Origin of the sequence: Streptomyces sp. CT34 (assembly GCF_000805335.1) — a bacterium.
Classification (GTDB): Bacteria; Actinomycetota; Actinomycetes; order Streptomycetales; family Streptomycetaceae; genus Streptomyces.
In genome coordinates, this window is the sequence record NZ_KN708638.1 from 896,732 (window position 1) to 911,833 (window position 15,102).

Genomic DNA, 15,102 nt, shown 5'->3' on the forward strand with positions numbered 1-15,102 from the left:
GTCGCGTCAGTGCTCGTCTGCCGTACGCGGGCGGGCCGCGACGATCGGCCCGGCACCGGCGGGGGGGGCGACGGCCGCTCCGCCGATCGCCCACGGGATGGCGGATCCGGCGGGTGGTCGCCGCGCCGGAACTGCCGGATGCGACGGCGGAGTTCGCCGGCCGGACCGGTCCGGGTGCTCGACGCGCGCGGGTCGGGCCCCGTACGCGGTCAGGGCGCCTGGCCTTGCCTCGACGAGCGCAGCAGGGCCAGGCGCCGCTGGTACTCCTCGTCCTCGATCTCACCCCGCGCGTAGCGATCGGCGAGGATCTGCTCCGCCGTGGGGCCGACGGGCGGCTGGGGACCCGTATGCCACCCGGCGTGCTCGCCGCCGTGCCTGCCGAGGTGGGCGAGGGCGCGGAAGACCAGGATGGCGACCAGGACGACCAGCGCCAAGAACAAGATCAAGCCGATGACGGCGGCGATCAGACCCCATCCGCCTCCGCCGTGGTGGTACCAGTACATCGAACGTCACTTCCCAGCTCAGGAAGGCGGGCCACCCACCCCTCACGGGTGCCCGCACCCGGTTCTCGTTCGCCGCCGGGTTCGCCGGGAGGTCCGGGCGAGGCGGCCCTGGGGTCCGCCCCGACCCGTCCCGGCGCCACCGGCGGACCGGCTATGGCAGGTACGCGGACGGTCCTCCGCGCCGCTGCGGGCGCCGTCCAGGCACCCGCCCCGGCGCGACAGGCACCGTTCCACGACAGGCGCCTTCCGGCGTCATGTCGTGACGTCGATGTGCCGCGATGTCGCGGCCCGGGCGGCCTTGGGGAGGGTCACCGTCAGCACACCGTCGGTGAGGTTCGCCTTGATGTCTTCGGTCTTCACGTCGACCGGGAGCGTCGAGCGGTACTCGAACCGGCCGGTCCGGCGAGTGCTCCGGCGCAGCACGCCCTCGCGCTGGCACTCCTTGTACTCACCGCTGATGCGCAGGTCCCGGTCGGTGATCTCGACGTCGATGCCGTCCCGCTTCATCCCGGGGAGTTCCGCCTCGACGACATAGGCGTCATCGGTCTCGTGCAGGTCCGCGAGCGGCGCCCAGTGGGTCCGTTCGCTCAGCGCGGGCATACCGCCCACGGTCTCCAGCAGATGGCTCATCCGCTCGTACAGGTCGTCGAACTCCGCGGCGATGGGCTCGCCCCACTGCAGGGAGGGCAGAGCCCTTTCCAGCAGGCTGCCGGTCCGACGTCGCACGGGCATGTTCATCGCGGTCACCTCCGCGAAACGACTGCATGGGTACGGTTCCATGCTGCGCGCCCCGGCCCCGCACGGCGACTTCGAACTCCCGTCGGCGGGTGCCGCGTCAGCCGAAGAGCCGGCGTACCCGGATGGTGTGGACGGGCCGCTTGGCACCGTGATGCAGGGGCAGCGGCGCTCCCGGGCAGCCGCCGTCCCCCTCGGCCGTGTCCGCGCACTTCTCGTGCACGGCCGGCGTCCGTGGGTGATGCCGCCGCGCCGGATTCTTGCGTCGCGCCGTCTTCTTCCGTCCCATCGGGTTCCGTCCCCTCGTGCCCCTGGCGGGCCCGCGCGCTCCCGTACCCGGTGGGTAACGGGAGCCGGGTCAACGGGTGGGCGCGGTACGGCGGGATACGGGGCGCACCCGCCGTTCGCCGCCGGGTGGTTCAGCCCTGAATCTCGATGTGCCGCGGCTTGGCGGGCTGCGCCTTCGGGATCGTGACGGTGAGGACGCCGTCGGTGAGCGATGCGGTGACCTCTTCGGACCTCACGTCCACCGGCAGTAGCGCCCGGTACTCGAACTTGCCGGTGGGGCGGCCCCGGCGCCGCGCTACGCCCTCCCGTTCGCGCTCCTTCAGCTCGCCCGAGATGGAGACCTCGTGCTCGCCGACCGTGACGTCGACGTCCTCGCGCCGTATGCCGGGCAGTTCGCATTCGACCAGGTACGCCTCGTCGGTCTCGTGCAGGTCGGCCGGTGGCGCCCAGGAGACCGTCTCGGTCAGGGACGGTGTGAGGGAAGCCGACTGGAGAAACCGGCTCATCCGGTCGAAGAGTTCCTCGAACTCGGCCGCCATCGGCTCGGGCCAGTGGAACCCCGGCTCCAGCAGGCTCCCCGGCCGGTGTCGTATGGGCAGATTCATCGTGCTGCACCTCCTCGGACGGGCCGCAGAACGGCGCTGCCGCCTGCCGCTGCGTCCTTGTCACGTCTTCCTTGTCACGTCTTCGTCTGGCCGTGCTGTCTCTTCCATGCTGGCCACGACCGGGCACACCCGGCTACTCGGACGCGCGCCGGGCCCGGGGCGGGACGCAAGGCGCGCTGACGGGGCATCAGTTGGGACACGGAGTAGCGGCGCCACGGGGTCCGGCACGAAGTCGCGCGGCGGTACGGGACCGCAGCGCGGCAATCGACCTCGTGCGGGTCACGCACCGCGGCGGGCGGGACACTTGCGGTGATACCGGTCGCCCACCGCGGCGATGGATTACCCGCCGTAGTGGCGCGGGTGCGGCCCGCGTGGCGGCCGGGGGCGCCCCCTGCCACGCCGGAGCCGAGCAGGCCCGCCCACCCGCTCTCCCAGGGGGGAAATGCACCAGAAGCGGCAAATCGTTTACAGTACCCGGATGATCTTTATCGTTGTGAAGTTTCCCGTGAAGCCCGAACACGTCGAGGAGTGGCCCGAAAAGGTCAGCGCTTTCACGCAGGCCACCCGTGATGAGCCGGGCAACCTGTGGTTCGAGTGGTCCCGCAGCCTTGAGGACCCCCACACCTATGTCCTGGTCGAGGCGTTCAAGGACGATGCGGCCGAAGCACATGTGAACTCCGACCACTTCCGCGCGGGCCTGGAGCAGATGCGCCCGCTGCTGCGCCGTACGCCCGAGATCGTGAGCACCACCATCGAGGGCGCGACCGGCTGGAGCGCGATGGGCGAGCTGGTGATCGACTGACCACCGCGTCGACCGACGGCGAAAGGGCTCCTTCGGGGCCCTTTCCTCATGTGACCGTCTGGTCCCCGTCGGGCACGTCCTGGACCGTCACCTTCACCGGCGGCACCCCGAGCCCGTCCGCCACCGCCCTGGCCAGGCCCCCGGGATCGGACTCGGCCGGTACGGGCACCTGCGCGCCCTCCGGGTGACTCTCGATCGCCTTGGTGAAGTGGCCGGGGTCCCACGCCCCGACGGCACCCCGTACTTCCACCGTGCGCACCGACCGCGACCGGATCCGCTGTCCGACGGCGGCCCGGATCCGGTCCGACCGGTACTCCCCCTGCACCTGGAACAGGCTGGCGTGCGCGCCGACCGGCCCTACTGGTTGGTCCTGCCGCAGCCTCCGCCACCGCTGTGGTGTGTACGCCCGCGCCGCCCTGGTGCGCACTCTCTCCCCCTGCACCGCCGTCCCGTTCCCGTCCCGCTTCCGCGCCGCGTGCGCAACCGCCCGCGCGCTACTCGAAGCGCGCGGTGTCCCCCGCCCCGCGGCGTACGATCTCGGCCTCGCCGCCCGAGAAGTCGATGACCGTGGTCGGCTCGGTGCCGCAGTCGCCGGAGTCGAGCACCGCGTCGATCGCATGGTCGAGCCGCTCCTTGATCTCCCAGCCCTGCGTCAGCGGCTCCTCCTCGTCCGGCAGGAGCAGGGTGCTGGAGAGCAGGGGTTCACCGAGTTCGGCGAGCAGCGCCTGGACGACGGCATGGTCCGGAATCCGGACACCGACCGTCTTCTTCTTCGCGTGCAGCAGCTGGCGCGGCACTTCCTTCGTGGCGGGCAGGATGAAGGTGTAACGACCGGGAGTCGCCGCCTTGATCGCGCGGAACACATCGTTGTCGATCTGCACGAACTGGCCCAGCTGCGCGAAGTTCTGGCAGACGAGGGTGAAGTGGTGGCGGTCGTCGAGGTTCCGGATCGACCGGATCCGGTCGATGCCGTCGCGGCTGCCCAGCTGGCATCCCAGTGCGAAACAGGAGTCCGTGGGATACGCGATGAGCGCACCGGAGCGGATGCTCTCGGCCACCGTGCTGATCGTGCGCCGCTGCGGGTTCTCGGGGTGGACGTCGAAGTACTTCGCCATCCGCCGAGTCTAGGTGATCGGCACAACCGTGACGGTGGGCGCCGGGCCGCACGCTCTCCCGGCCGGTCAGGTTCGCCCGCCGGCGCCGGAAACCCCCGGCACGGGCGGCGTGACGGCCGACCGTGCCGAGGGTGACGGCGCACCGGCCGCGGCACCGGCCTCAGTGTCCCCAGGACCCTCCGCCGTCCACCTCCATGATGTGACCGGTTATGGACTTGGCGTCGGGCGAGGTCAGGAAGTTCACGACCGCGGCGACCTCGGTGGGCTGGATCAGGCACTTGGTGCGGGTCCGGGCGACGAGCTGCCGCTGGAACTCCTCCGGCAGGGACCGGTACATGGGTGTATCGGTGGGTCCCGGGCAGATGACGTTCACGGTGATGCCGTACTCGGCGACCTCCTCGGCCAGCCCCCTGGCAAAGCCCAACTGGCCTGCCTTGGACGCCGCGTAGTTGGTCTGGGTGGCGCCGCCCGCCAGGGCCAGGGCGGACGACATCACGATGATGCGGCCGGCCCGCCGCTCCTTCATGCTGCGGCAGGCACGCCGGGCGACCTTCATGGTGCCGGAAAGATTGACGTCGATGACCCGGTCCCACTGCTCATCGGTCATGTCCTCAAGGAAGTTGTTGGCGATGACGCCCGCGTTGGCGACCAGGACGTCCACCTCTCCCAACTCCTGCTCGATCCGCGTGAACGCGCGGTCGACGTCATCGGTACGGGTCACATCGCACGAGATCGGCAGGAGACCGGGGAGCTTCGGCGCTTCGGTGGTCAGATGCGTGACGGCGACCTTGTTGCCCAGGGACAGCTGGTGCTCGGCAATGGCCAGGCCGATGCCGCGGGACCCGCCGGTCACCAGAACTACTCGGGACATGGGTATGCGCTCCTTGCTCTCGACAGAGGTCTGTGGGTGAGTATCAGCCACCCGGAGGCATAACCGACAGCCGGGTATGGTTTCCGGTTGTCACACGCGCCTAGCCGAGGAGCCCACCGGTGCGGACCGGAAGTTCGCCGCGGCCGGTCGCCCCGTCCAGGGCTATCGCGAGGTCGTGCGGCCACCGGCCCGGTGCGAGGAAGCTCCGCTGACAGTCGCGGCGTGACTGTTCGTCATCGGTGCAGGCGGATGCCCGGCCCCGGCGGCGAGGCCGCCGCATTCCAGCGACGCCACCGGTCCGCTCCCGCCACGCCCGTCCCTCGTCCGCTGCCGCCACCTGACCCCTCATCAACTGCCGTTCTCCCCACAGATGTCGTGCGTCCCGTCATCGTCGACACTACGCGGGACCACTGACACACCACCGGTCGCGGTGCGGGCGGCTCCGCCGTACGAGGCCCGGAGTGCGTAGGCCGCCCGGGGTATCACGGCTCCCTCTGGCGTTCGGGGGCCATCGGGGGCGGTACACATCGGGCATGACCGATCCTGATGAGTACGCGCGGGTGATGACGTGTGAGGACGCGGTGTACCGGCCGATCGTGCCCGTTGGCGGTGCGGGGGACTGCCGGGCGCCGACGACCGGTGAGGGTGCGGCGGCTGAGGCGTTGGCAGGGTGCCGTGCGGGAGGGTGCGGGTGCGGACGGTGTCAGGGGGCCGGGTCGGGGTGAGGGCCGGGGTGGGTGGCAGGCGGTGGGCCGGCGGGCGGAGCGCCGAGGGGGCACGGGGCGGGGGTGAAGGCGAGCGCCGTGTTGTGGCCGCCGAAGCCGCAGGAGACGCTCAGGGCGAGGTCGATGCGCTGACTGCGGGCCGTTGGGGCGACCACGTCGAGGACCGCGGTGTCGGCCTCGGGGGTGTGGAAGTTGGCCGTGGGCGGGGCGAGTTGGTGCTGCACGGTCAGGACGGTCAGGGCCGCTTCGATGGCTCCGGCCGCGCCCATGGTGTGGCCGAGTACGCCCTTGACCGAGGTGACGGAGGGGGCGGCGGTGGCGAAGAGGTCGTGGAGGACGGTCGCCTCGGTGCGGTCGTTGAGCGGGGTGCCGGTGCCGTGGGCGTTGATGTGGGCGACGTCGGCCGGAGCCGCGTCGGCGTGGCGCAGGGCTTGCCGTAGGGCTGCCCGCAGACCGCGACCGTCCGGGCTGGGTGCGACCGGGTGGTGGGCGTCGGTGGCCGAACCGTGCCCGGTGAGCAGGGCCCGGGTGGGTGCGCGGCGCGCCGTCGCGTCCGCGCCACGTTCCAGGACCAGTACGCCGGCGCCCTCCGCCAGGACGAAGCCGTCGCGGGTGGCGTCGAAGGGGCGGGAGGCCGTCGCGGGGTCGTCGAGGCGGCGGGAGAGCGCTCCGGCGCGGGCGAAGGCGGTCGCGCACAGGGGGGTGATCATGGCGTCGCTGCCGCCGGCGATCGCGATGTCGCAGGCGCCGGTCTCCAGGAGCATGGCGGCGGTGGTCAGGGCGGCGGCGCCCGAGGCGCAGGCGGTGGCGGTGTGCAGGGCCGGGCCGTGCACCCCCAGGTCGATGGCGAGTTGGCCGGCGGCCATGTTGGGGAGGAAGGCGGGCAGCGTGAGGGGGGACACCGAGCGGTGTCCGCCGGCGAGCAGCTTGCGGTGCTGCCGCTCGTAGGTGCCCACGCCGCCGGCGGCCGACCCCAGCACGAGGGCCACCCGGGCGGCCGGCCAGTCCCGCGACGCGGGGTCGAGGCCCGCGTCCCGGACGGCCTCCCGAGCCGCGGTCAGCGCGAAGTGCGTGAACCGGTCGTGGCGCCACGGCTGGGCGCCGCCCGCCTGCGTGCGCGCGTCGAAGCCGGGGACGCGGCAGGAGATGGTGACCGGCAGTCCGGCGAGTTCGGGATCGGCCGCGGCGGCCGGCCGGCCGGCGCAGACGCCTTTCCAGGTGTCGTCGGCGCCGATTCCGGCCGGGGTGACGAGGCCGATTCCGGTGACTGCCAAGGGAGTTGGCGGGGACATCGATGCCGGGGTGGGGGCGCCGGCCGTCATGGTGCGACGGTTCCGGACTGTTCGCGCAGCAGGCCGCGGACGGTCCCGGCGAGTTCGTCGAGGGTGACCTCGGCTGCGGCGTCGTCGGCCAGGTCGATGTGCCAGTCCTCCTGGAGGGTGACGGCGAACTCGACGACGGCGAGGGAGTCGAGGTCCAGGTCGGTGAGGGTGGAGTCGGGGCGGACGGCGTCGGCGGGGACGTCGAACTTGTCGGTGAGCACGGTCACGAGGTGCTGGAGGACATCGTCCATGGCTGGGTCCTTCGGTGAGGTGGGGCGGGGGACGGTTCGGAGGCGGGTCGGGGGTGCGGAGGATGGTGCCGGGGAGTGGCAGACGGCCAGGTCAGGGCGATCGAGCCCCAGGTGAGGCCGCCGCCGAAGGCGGTCAGCAGGGTGCGGGCGCCGGGCGGTACGAGCCCCTGTGCGGCGGTGTCGGCGAGGGCCAGGGGGATCGAGGCGGCGGCGGTGTTGGCGACGTCCTGGATGTTGCCGAAGCGGTGCCGGGGGGCGATGTCGAGCCGGTCGGCGACGGAGTCGAGGATCCGCTGGTTGGCCTGGTGGCCGATGAAGGCCGCGACGGTGCCGGGGGTCCAGCCGGCGCGGTGCAGTGCGGCGCGGGAGGACTCGGTCATACGGCGTACGGCCTGGGCGTAGACGTCGCGGCCCCGCATCCGGAAGTAGCGGTCGTGGCGGGTGAGTTGCTGTGCGGCGAGGGGCATGCGGGAGCCGCCTCCGTTGATGGCGATCAGGTCGCAGCGGGAGCCGTCGGAGCCGAGGTCGGTGGCGATGACGGCGCCCGGCTGCCCGGGGTGCGCGCCGCGCAGGACGACCGCGCCGGCGCCGTCGCCGAAGATGTAGGCGGTGTCGCGGTCGAGGGGGTCGATGATGCTGGAGTAGGTCTCGGCGGCGATGACCAGCGGCCGGGCGCAGTCTCCGCTGAGCAGCAGCGCGGTGGCGAGGGACATCCCGTAGACGAAGCCCGAGCAGACGGCTGCCAGGTCGAAGGCGGGGATGGTGGACAGGCCGAGGCGGTGGGCGACCTCCGGTGCGGTGGCCGGGCAGTGCCGGTCGGGTGTGGTGGTGGCGAGCAGGAGCAGGTCGGGGGGTGGTCCGCCGGCGGATTCGAGGGCGGCGCGGCCCGCGCCGGTGGCGAGGTCGCCGGTGGCGGTTCCGGGGGCGGCACGGCGGCGGTTGACGATGCCGGTCCGCGAGCGGATCCAGGCGTCGGAGGTCTGGAGACTTCCCTGGCGGGTCAGCTCCTCGTTGGAGATCACGCGCGGGGGCAGCGAGGAGCCGATGCCACAGATGGCCGCGGCGCGGCGTGGGTGTGGGGCGGGGCGCTGTCCGGTCACGTCACGCCCCGGCGAACGGGGAGGGCGGTTTGGGGATGCCGGCGAGGCCGCTGTCCGGCACCGACACGCCGCCGTCCAACACGAGGGCCTGGCCGGTCAGATGGCCGGCGGCGGGCGAGGCCAGGTAGAGCGCGGCCCAGGCGACCTCCTCCGGCTCCGCCCAGCGGCCGAGCGGCACATGGGCCATCAGCCAGTCGGAGACCGGAGCGGTGCGGTAGGCGAACGCCGTCATGTCGGTCCGGGTCCAGCCGGGGTACAGGGCGTTGACGCGGACGCCGTCGCACGCCCAGCCGGCCGCGAGGCTGCGGGCCAGCGACACCTGGCCCGCCTTGGTGGCCGCGTACGCCTCCGCCATGGGCATCCCCATCATGCCGGCCACGGAGGACATCAGCACCAGGCCGGCCCGCGGTGAGGCGGTCAGGTGGCGGTGGGCGTGCCGGCACAGGGCGGCGGTGGCGTTGAGGTTGACGGTGACGACGTGGTCCCAGTCCCCCTGGTCGGAGCCGGACAGCGGGACGAGCAGCGGTGTGCCGTCCGGCCGGGCGGGCAGCACTCCGGCGTTGTGGACCACGATGTCGAGCCCGCCGAGGGCGTCGGCGGCGGCGTCGACGACCCGGCCGGCGGCGGCGGGTTCGGCGAAGTCCCCCGGTACACGGTGCGCGGCGCGGTCCCGCTGCGTGACCTCCGCGGCGGTGCCCTTGAGGGCCTCCTCGGTGCGGGCGGACAGGGCGAGGTCGGCTCCGGCGTCGGCCAGCGTCAGGGCGACGGCGCGGCCGATGCCGCGGGAGGCTCCGGTGACCAGGGCGCGGGCGCCGTCGAGCCGGAAGGCTTCAGTGGTGTGCATGGTGGAACGTCCCTTCGCTTGCCGCGGCCCGCTGCGGGGCGATGCGGATGGTGGGGGCGCCGCTCCAGGTCAGCAGGGCGCTGCCCCAGGTCATGCCGGCGCCGAACGTGGCGGTGAGGATGCGGGATCGCGGGGTGAGCAATCCGTTCGCGGCGGCGGTGGCCAGCGCGTACGGCGTGGAGGCGGCGCCGATGTTGCCGATCTCCTGGGCGACGATCGGGAGCCGGTCGACGGGGATGCCCATGTCGGTGGCGACGGAGCGCAGCAGCTTGGGGTTGGGCTGGTGGGTGATGAAGGCGTCGATGTCCTGGAGCCGCAGCCGGTTGCGGGCCAGGCTGTCGCTCACCACCAGGGGGAACATGGTGGTGATGAAGTCGCGCACCGCGCGTCCGTCCATGCGGATGGTGTGGGCGCCGGTGCGGAGCGTGGTGCTGCTGGCGGGCCTCCTGCTGCCGCCGGCGGGGATGAGGACCCGGTCGGCGAGGGTTCCGTCCGAGCCCAGGTGGAAGTCGCCGAACCCCTGTCCCGGCGGGACCGGCCCGAGCACGGATGCCGCGGCGCCGTCGGCGAAGAGGACGGCGGTGGCGCGGTCGGCGGGGTCGAGGAACTTCGAGTACGCCTCGACGCCCACGACCGCGGCGTACCGTGCGCACGGATCGGCGCGCAGCCAGTCGTGCGCCACCCTGACCGCGAACAGCCAGCCCGAGCAGGCGGCGCTGACGTCGAGCGCGACGGCGTTGCGGGCCTTGGTGAGGGCCTGTACCCGGCAGGCGGTGGAGGGCCCCAGTTCGTCGGGGGTGGAGGTGGCCAGTACGAGCAGGTCGAGCTGGTCGATGTCGAGGCCGGCCGCGGCGACGGCGGCCCGCACTGCGCAGGCCGCCAGGTCGGAGGCGGCCTCGTGGGGCGCGGCGACATGGCGGTTGCGCACTCCGGTGCGCTGGGTGATCCAGTCGGCGGTGACGCCCGCGCCGGATGCGACTTCGGCGTTGGGGCGTCGCCGGGAGGGGAGGAAGGTGCCCATGCCGAGGATGCCGATGGGCCGGGCGGGGTGGTCGTCGATGCTCACGCGGGTGCTCCGGGGTGCCAGGTGAGGGTGCCGCCGAGCGCGGCGGCGTAGTCGGGGTCGGACAGCGGGGTGGGGAGGAGGTCGTCGGGGGTGCCCAGGGCTTCGGTCAGCGTCGTCAGGTGCGGCATGAGGCGTTCGCACTGGCGGTCCGCGGTGTCGTTGAGGGTGGCCGCCTGGGTGGGGCCGAGGAGTCCGGTCCATTGCAGGGGGCCCGCCAGCCGGAGGGCCTGGGTGGTGCCGTAGAGGGCGGCGAGGGTGCGCAACGGGCCCCGTACGGTGGGGTCGTGGACCGCGGCGAGGGTGTCGGCGACGCTCTGCGCGGCCAGTCGCCGGGTGTGGATCTCGCCGAGCTGCCGGGCGTGTTCCAGGACCGGGTTCCACAGCGCCATCCCGCTCAGGTGCGGGGTTCGGCGGGTGCGGACCGTGGTGTGCAGGTCGCCGGCCAGCCGCCGCTCCAGCGCTCCGACGAGGCCCGGCCACCAGGTGGGGCTGTCCGGGTCCGGATGCCCCGGCGGGGCGGGAGCGGTGGCGTCGGGGTGCTCCTCGGCCAGTGCGCGGCCGATGTCGAGCAGGATGAGCCGGTTGTCGCCGCCGGCGCTGTCGAAGGCGCGGGCGAAGCCGTGGTAGGCGGAGAGCCGGTTGACGGCGAGGTAGCCGGCGAGACCGCAGCGGTGCTGGCACTCGCCCGTGACGTGCGCGGCTCCGGTCACCGCGAGCGCCTTGAAGGCGGCCAGCCGGCGGTCCACGGAGGCCCAGGGCGCGAAGGCCATGTCCGGTGGGGTGCCGCTCGTGGTGCCGGTGGCGGTGCGGCCGTCCAGCGTGAACGCCCAGAGGTCCTTGGCGGTTTGGGCCGCGCAGGTCAGTGCGAAGGCTTCGGCCAGTGCGGAGAGCAGGGCCCGCTGCTGGGTGCGGTAGGTCAGGACCGGGGAGCCGGGGGCGAGCCTGCCGTGCGAGCGGCGGTGCAGCGAGTGGCGCAGGGCCGCCACGGCGGCGGCCCGGGAGAGGACCGCCGCCGCGCTGGGCAGGGTGGCCCACAGGGCCTGCCCCACCGACATGGTGTGCCGCAACCGCTGATCGGATGTCAACGGGTCGTGCACACAGCGGAGTTCGTCGATAGCGGCGCTGCCGCGAAGCCACCGCTCGTACGGGACGCGGACGCCGTCGAAGCGCACCAGGGCGTATTCGAGGGGCAGTTCGTCGACGCGCAGCGGGCCGGAGATCGCGACACCCGGCGCGGTCTCCCGCTCGTCGCACAGGTCGACGAGGAAGGGGAAGACCCCGTGGTCGATGCCGTCGACGACCAGGCGGGCGCAGACGGCGGCGCTCTGCGGCATGCCCGGCATGCCGAGGCTGGAGAACTTGGCCGCCCGGTGGTCGGGCGTGCGCAGCACGAACTCCCGGCCGTCCGGCCGGAATTCGGCGACGGTGCGCACCGCGAGGTGGCTGCCGGCGTCGCCGATCTCGGTGATGAGGAAGACGCCCTTGCGCACCGCGCTCGCCAGTGCCTCCGGCACGGCCGCCGGCCCGGTCCCGGCCCCGGCCGGCCCGTTCCGCCGCGATTCGCGGGATGCGCCGACGACCGACCCCAGGCACAGGACGTAGTGGTTGAGCACCGTCATGTAGAGCGCCGGGTCGACGACGGCCGTGCAGGCGCTCAGTGTGGTCAGCAGGTCGGGGTCGGCGAGCAGTTGGCCGGCGGGCGGCAGCAGCCCGGCCAGGATGCGCAGCTGCCGGTGGGTGCGGTGGTTCCGGCTCTCCTGCGCCCTCGGCGGGTCCGCCGTGGCGAGCGCGGCCAGGATCCGCCGGCCCGCGACGGTGCGGAGCGGATCGGGCAGCACCGGCGCGACGGCGGTGCGCGGATCGGAGGTGGTCGTCATCGGCTCGCTCCGTACGTCGCTTCCGGTGCGGGTGCCGGGGGCCGCCCCGGCAGGGTGGCGGGGAGCAGCAGGTGCGGTCGCTCCCACGGGAAGTCCATGTCGGACAGCGGGCTGTACGCGGTGTATTGACGGCCTGTCAGGATGCGCCGGGCGTTGCGGGTCAGCGCCTGTCCGGTGCCGGCTTCCAGCAGGAGGGCGGGCGGTGGGGCGGCGGCCTGGGTCAGCACGCCGGGCAGTCGTACGGGGCGGTCGACGCAGTCGGCGAGCCCGCGGTGCACATCGTCGCCCTTGCCGTAGGCGCCACCGTGGACGGCCGAGTGGACGGGGGTGTGGCCCGGTCGCGCGCGCAGGGCGCCGATGGCGTCCCGGAATGCCTGTGCCGGGACGGTGAGCGACGGGTGGTGGGTCAGGAAGGGCAGCCGCAGCCGGGCGGCCTCGATGTCCTGTGCGGCGGCGTGCTTCTCGACCCGGATCAGCTCGTCCAGCGGGCCGGACACCACCGTCTCGCCGGGGTCGTTGACACAGGCGACAGCCACCTCCGCGGTGCCGGCCGACTCGATCAGGCGCGCGGCGGCGGCCTCTCCGGCGCCCAGCAGCGTCATGCCGCCGCTGCAACGCGCCAGGATCCGGGCGAGCCGGCAGGCGATTCTCGTGCCGTCGCCGATGTCGAAGACGCCCGCCGCGGTGAGTGCGGGGATCTCGCCGAAGCTGACGGCGACCAGGCGGTCGGGCGCGGCGCCCACGGCGCACAGCGCCCGGTGGACCGCCACCGAGGCTCCGAAGAGGGCGGCCTGCGGGGTTCCCACGGCGGCCTCGGCCAGGTCCCGGCCGCTCGGCGGGGCGGCACCGAGCAGCGCCGGGCCCAGCGCCGGGATGCCGTACGCCCCGCTCGCCTCGTCGACCTGCTCGAACACCTCCGCCACGGCGGTCCGCACCACGGGATGCGCACGAACGGCCCGGACCAGGGGGCTGACGGCGAAGTCGCCCTGGCCGGGGAAGAGATGGACCACGAGGGGGCGCGCCATGGGCGGCGCGGCTGGGCCGGAAGACTCGGACCCGGAAGTCTCGGACCCGGAAGTGTTGGACACGGGATACTCCTCCACGTATGCACAGCGGTCCCTCGCCCTGTGACGGCTGTCCGGCGGACCCCGGGTGCCTGACGGGCGACGGTTCCCGGCCAGCGGGTACCTGCGGCAACCGCGGGGCGGGTGTGTGCTCGGATGCGGATGCGACTCTTCGGTGGACGTTTTCCGGACGTTTTCCTGAACGGCGTCGCCGTCGGCTCCCCTACGGACGCCCCGTCCATCGCCCCGCCGGCGGCCTTGCCGACGGCGGTGACCTGCGGTGATCGCGCACGCCCCACCCGGCTGCGCGCCGGATCGGCTCCGTGCCCGCACCGTCAGGCGCACGGGCCCCATCCCCCTCCCGACCGCACCGCGGCGCACTGGCCGGATAGGCAGTGCCCCACGGAGGCCGGGAACCACCGCTGGGGTATGTCTCAGACACAACCACGCCCGGGGCCGCGCGCGAAGCGAAAGCGGACCTTGATGCGTGAACGCGTTGAAACGACCACACGGCGCGGGGCGGTGGGGTCGGACGGCCAGGAGGAAGACATGGCTCGTCGCCGACCCAATGAGCACCTGTCGGAGCTGCTGACGGAAGCGGACTGGAGCGCCGGTGAACTGGCCCGCGCGGTCAACGCGCTGGGCACCAAGCACGGTGTGCGGCTGCGCTACGACCGCACGTCGGTCGCGCACTGGCTCAACGGCTCGCGCCCCCGGTCCCCGGTCCCCGACCTGGTGGCGCAGGTCCTCACCCGGCGACTCGGCCGGACGGTGACCGTGGCCGAAACCGGACTTGACCACAACACGTCGGACGAGTCCCTACGGGAGAGCGTGCTGGCCACCCCCGACCCGGTCGAACGGCTCGTCACCCTGTGCCGTACGGACATCGATCCCGCCCACCGGGCCGTCCTCAACCGCGAGTTCGTCACCGCCCGCCCGGTCCCGGCCCGCGTATGGCCCATACGGAGGCGCAGCTCCGGCACCCCGGACGCCACTCTGCCTGCGGAGCGGTCTCTTACCGCGCTGTCCGACGACCGCCTCGACCACATGGCGGTCGTCTTCGCCACCCTGACCGAGAAATACGGCGGCGGCCACGCACGCTCGGCGCTCGCGACATACCTGGCCGACGACATCGCCCGCCTGCTGGCGATCACCCACTCCGGCAGCGACCTCCCCCGCCGGCTGCTCCGCGGCGCCGCACAACTCACCCATCTGCTGGGCGCCATGACCATCGACGCCGGCCTGACCAATGTGGGCTACCTCTACTACCACTCGGCGCTCGACCTCGCCCACCGTGCCGGCGACCGCAACTCCTACGCGATCAGCCTGCGCGCCATAAGCCTGTCGGCGCTGCACCTCGACGACGCCGGCCATGCCCGGCAGTGGTCGGACCACGCCGTGGAAACCGCCGGCCCCACCGCTCCCCGGGCGGTCCGCTCGTATCTGCACGCCGGACGCGCCGTCATCCACGCCACCGACGGCAGTCGCCGGCTGGCCCTCGCCGACCTCCTGACCGCCGAGCGCCACCACGACCCCGCGCCGCCCGGCGCCGGTCCGTTCACCCACTACCCGCTGACCGCGCTGCACTACCAGCGCGCCCTGGTCCTGCTGGCCCTCGGCGACCGCCCCAGCGCCCTGGTCGCCCTCGAAGCCTCCCTCGACACCCGGCCCGACGACCACCACACCGCCCTGGTCCTGGTGCGCGCGCTGCTCGCCCAGACCCTGCTGTCGGCGGGCGAGTTGGAGGCGGCCCTCCCCCACTGCCGGCAGCTCTTCCACCACTATCCGCTCACCGCCTCCTGCCGCGCCCGCAAGGCCCTCATCGCACTCCGCAACGCGCTGCACCCCTACCACCGCCACCCGCAGGCCAAGGAGACCCGGGCACACGCGGCGTATCTGATCCGCCGGCCATCACTGTGCTGAGCGCGCCGTGA

15 protein-coding genes are annotated in these 15,102 nt (G+C 73.3%); 2 read left to right on the top strand and 13 right to left on the bottom strand.

Translation table 11 applies throughout. The features are described 5' to 3' along the window. Positions 1 to 209: 209 nt before the first annotated feature. From RZ84_RS04015 to RZ84_RS04030, 3 genes are all read right to left on the bottom strand, one after another. On the bottom strand, positions 210 to 446 hold the full coding sequence (locus RZ84_RS04015) for an SHOCT domain-containing protein (protein WP_347232728.1): 237 nt from the start codon (positions 444 to 446) through the stop codon (positions 210 to 212). A gap of 309 nt (positions 447 to 755) precedes the next feature. Then, on the bottom strand, positions 756 to 1,241 hold the full coding sequence (locus tag RZ84_RS04020) for an Hsp20/alpha crystallin family protein (protein WP_043263115.1): 486 nt from the start codon (positions 1,239 to 1,241) through the stop codon (positions 756 to 758). 416 nt (positions 1,242 to 1,657) lie between these two features. Next, entirely contained in the window at positions 1,658 to 2,131 is a 474-nt protein-coding gene (locus RZ84_RS04030; RefSeq protein ID WP_043263117.1) for an Hsp20/alpha crystallin family protein, read from the bottom strand. Positions 2,132 to 2,609: 478 nt separating this feature from the next. Here RZ84_RS04030 and RZ84_RS04035 point away from each other — a divergent pair, with 478 nt between their 5' ends. Beyond that, positions 2,610 to 2,933 (top strand): putative quinol monooxygenase, encoded by a 324-nt coding sequence (locus RZ84_RS04035; protein ID WP_043269091.1) that lies wholly within the window; start codon positions 2,610 to 2,612, stop codon positions 2,931 to 2,933. Between the two features lie 46 nt (positions 2,934 to 2,979). Here the strand turns inward: RZ84_RS04035 and RZ84_RS04040 are convergent, their stop codons facing one another. The 10 genes from RZ84_RS04040 to RZ84_RS04085 all read right to left on the bottom strand — a co-directional run bounded on the left by RZ84_RS04040 (position 2,980) and on the right by RZ84_RS04085 (position 13,129). Continuing rightward, positions 2,980 to 3,360: a hypothetical protein gene (locus RZ84_RS04040; RefSeq protein WP_241777562.1), complete on the bottom strand. Its 381-nt coding sequence runs from the start codon at positions 3,358 to 3,360 to the stop codon at positions 2,980 to 2,982. Positions 3,361 to 3,427: 67 nt separating this feature from the next. Next, entirely contained in the window at positions 3,428 to 4,048 is a 621-nt protein-coding gene (locus tag RZ84_RS04045; RefSeq protein WP_043263118.1) for an L-threonylcarbamoyladenylate synthase, read from the bottom strand. 160 nt (positions 4,049 to 4,208) lie between these two features. Then, the gene (fabG, locus tag RZ84_RS04050; RefSeq protein ID WP_052229769.1) at positions 4,209 to 4,919 is read right to left on the bottom strand and encodes an SDR family NAD(P)-dependent oxidoreductase; all 711 of its coding nucleotides are present in this window, start codon (positions 4,917 to 4,919) and stop codon (positions 4,209 to 4,211) included. Between the two features lie 703 nt (positions 4,920 to 5,622). Continuing rightward, positions 5,623 to 6,966, bottom strand: a complete 1,344-nt coding sequence (locus RZ84_RS04055; protein ID WP_241777563.1) for a beta-ketoacyl-[acyl-carrier-protein] synthase family protein — start codon at positions 6,964 to 6,966, stop codon at positions 5,623 to 5,625. Further along, positions 6,963 to 7,217, bottom strand: coding sequence for an acyl carrier protein (locus RZ84_RS04060; protein ID WP_043263120.1), 255 nt, complete (start codon positions 7,215 to 7,217; stop codon positions 6,963 to 6,965). The genes RZ84_RS04055 and RZ84_RS04060 overlap by 4 nt, the downstream gene beginning before the upstream one ends. Next, positions 7,190 to 8,317, bottom strand: coding sequence for a beta-ketoacyl-ACP synthase III (locus RZ84_RS04065; protein ID WP_052229770.1), 1,128 nt, complete (start codon positions 8,315 to 8,317; stop codon positions 7,190 to 7,192). The genes RZ84_RS04060 and RZ84_RS04065 overlap by 28 nt, the downstream gene beginning before the upstream one ends. A 1-nt stretch (position 8,318) precedes the next feature. After that, positions 8,319 to 9,161: an SDR family NAD(P)-dependent oxidoreductase gene (locus tag RZ84_RS04070; protein WP_043263121.1), complete on the bottom strand. Its 843-nt coding sequence runs from the start codon at positions 9,159 to 9,161 to the stop codon at positions 8,319 to 8,321. Then, positions 9,148 to 10,227 carry a 3-oxoacyl-ACP synthase III family protein gene (locus RZ84_RS04075; RefSeq protein ID WP_277816865.1) on the bottom strand — a complete coding sequence of 360 codons (1,080 nt, stop codon included), beginning with the start codon at positions 10,225 to 10,227 and terminating at the stop codon, positions 9,148 to 9,150. The genes RZ84_RS04070 and RZ84_RS04075 overlap by 14 nt, the downstream gene beginning before the upstream one ends. Continuing rightward, complete coding sequence (locus RZ84_RS04080) at positions 10,224 to 12,104, bottom strand: acyl-CoA dehydrogenase family protein (RefSeq protein WP_052229771.1); 1,881 nt, start codon at positions 12,102 to 12,104, stop codon at positions 10,224 to 10,226. Before RZ84_RS04080 ends, RZ84_RS04075 begins: the two co-directional genes overlap by 4 nt. Then, positions 12,101 to 13,129, bottom strand: a complete 1,029-nt coding sequence (locus tag RZ84_RS04085) for an acyltransferase domain-containing protein (RefSeq protein ID WP_063772659.1) — start codon at positions 13,127 to 13,129, stop codon at positions 12,101 to 12,103. The genes RZ84_RS04080 and RZ84_RS04085 overlap by 4 nt, the downstream gene beginning before the upstream one ends. A 588-nt stretch (positions 13,130 to 13,717) precedes the next feature. On the opposite strand from RZ84_RS04085, the gene RZ84_RS04090 reads away from it, so the two are divergent. Further along, positions 13,718 to 15,091 carry a tetratricopeptide repeat protein gene (locus RZ84_RS04090; protein WP_052229772.1) on the top strand — a complete coding sequence of 458 codons (1,374 nt, stop codon included), beginning with the start codon at positions 13,718 to 13,720 and terminating at the stop codon, positions 15,089 to 15,091. Positions 15,092 to 15,102 lie beyond the last annotated feature (11 nt).

Bases quoted from the DNA above. Each gene is read 5' to 3' on its own strand.
- RZ84_RS04020 (WP_043263115.1), bottom strand. From the start codon at position 1,241: ATGAACATGCCCGTGCGACGTCGGACCGGCAGCCTGCTGGAAAGGGCT.
- RZ84_RS04030 (WP_043263117.1), bottom strand. From the start codon at position 2,131: ATGAATCTGCCCATACGACACCGGCCGGGGAGCCTGCTGGAGCCGGGG.
- RZ84_RS04035 (WP_043269091.1), top strand. From the start codon at position 2,610: ATGATCTTTATCGTTGTGAAGTTTCCCGTGAAGCCCGAACACGTCGAG.
- RZ84_RS04045 (WP_043263118.1), bottom strand. From the start codon at position 4,048: ATGGCGAAGTACTTCGACGTCCACCCCGAGAACCCGCAGCGGCGCACG.
- fabG (WP_052229769.1), bottom strand. From the start codon at position 4,919: ATGTCCCGAGTAGTTCTGGTGACCGGCGGGTCCCGCGGCATCGGCCTG.
- RZ84_RS04055 (WP_241777563.1), bottom strand. From the start codon at position 6,966: ATGACGGCCGGCGCCCCCACCCCGGCATCGATGTCCCCGCCAACTCCC.
- RZ84_RS04060 (WP_043263120.1), bottom strand. From the start codon at position 7,217: ATGGACGATGTCCTCCAGCACCTCGTGACCGTGCTCACCGACAAGTTC.
- RZ84_RS04070 (WP_043263121.1), bottom strand. From the start codon at position 9,161: ATGCACACCACTGAAGCCTTCCGGCTCGACGGCGCCCGCGCCCTGGTC.
- RZ84_RS04080 (WP_052229771.1), bottom strand. From the start codon at position 12,104: ATGACGACCACCTCCGATCCGCGCACCGCCGTCGCGCCGGTGCTGCCC.
- RZ84_RS04085 (WP_063772659.1), bottom strand. From the start codon at position 13,129: ATGGCGCGCCCCCTCGTGGTCCATCTCTTCCCCGGCCAGGGCGACTTC.
- RZ84_RS04090 (WP_052229772.1), top strand. From the start codon at position 13,718: ATGGCTCGTCGCCGACCCAATGAGCACCTGTCGGAGCTGCTGACGGAA.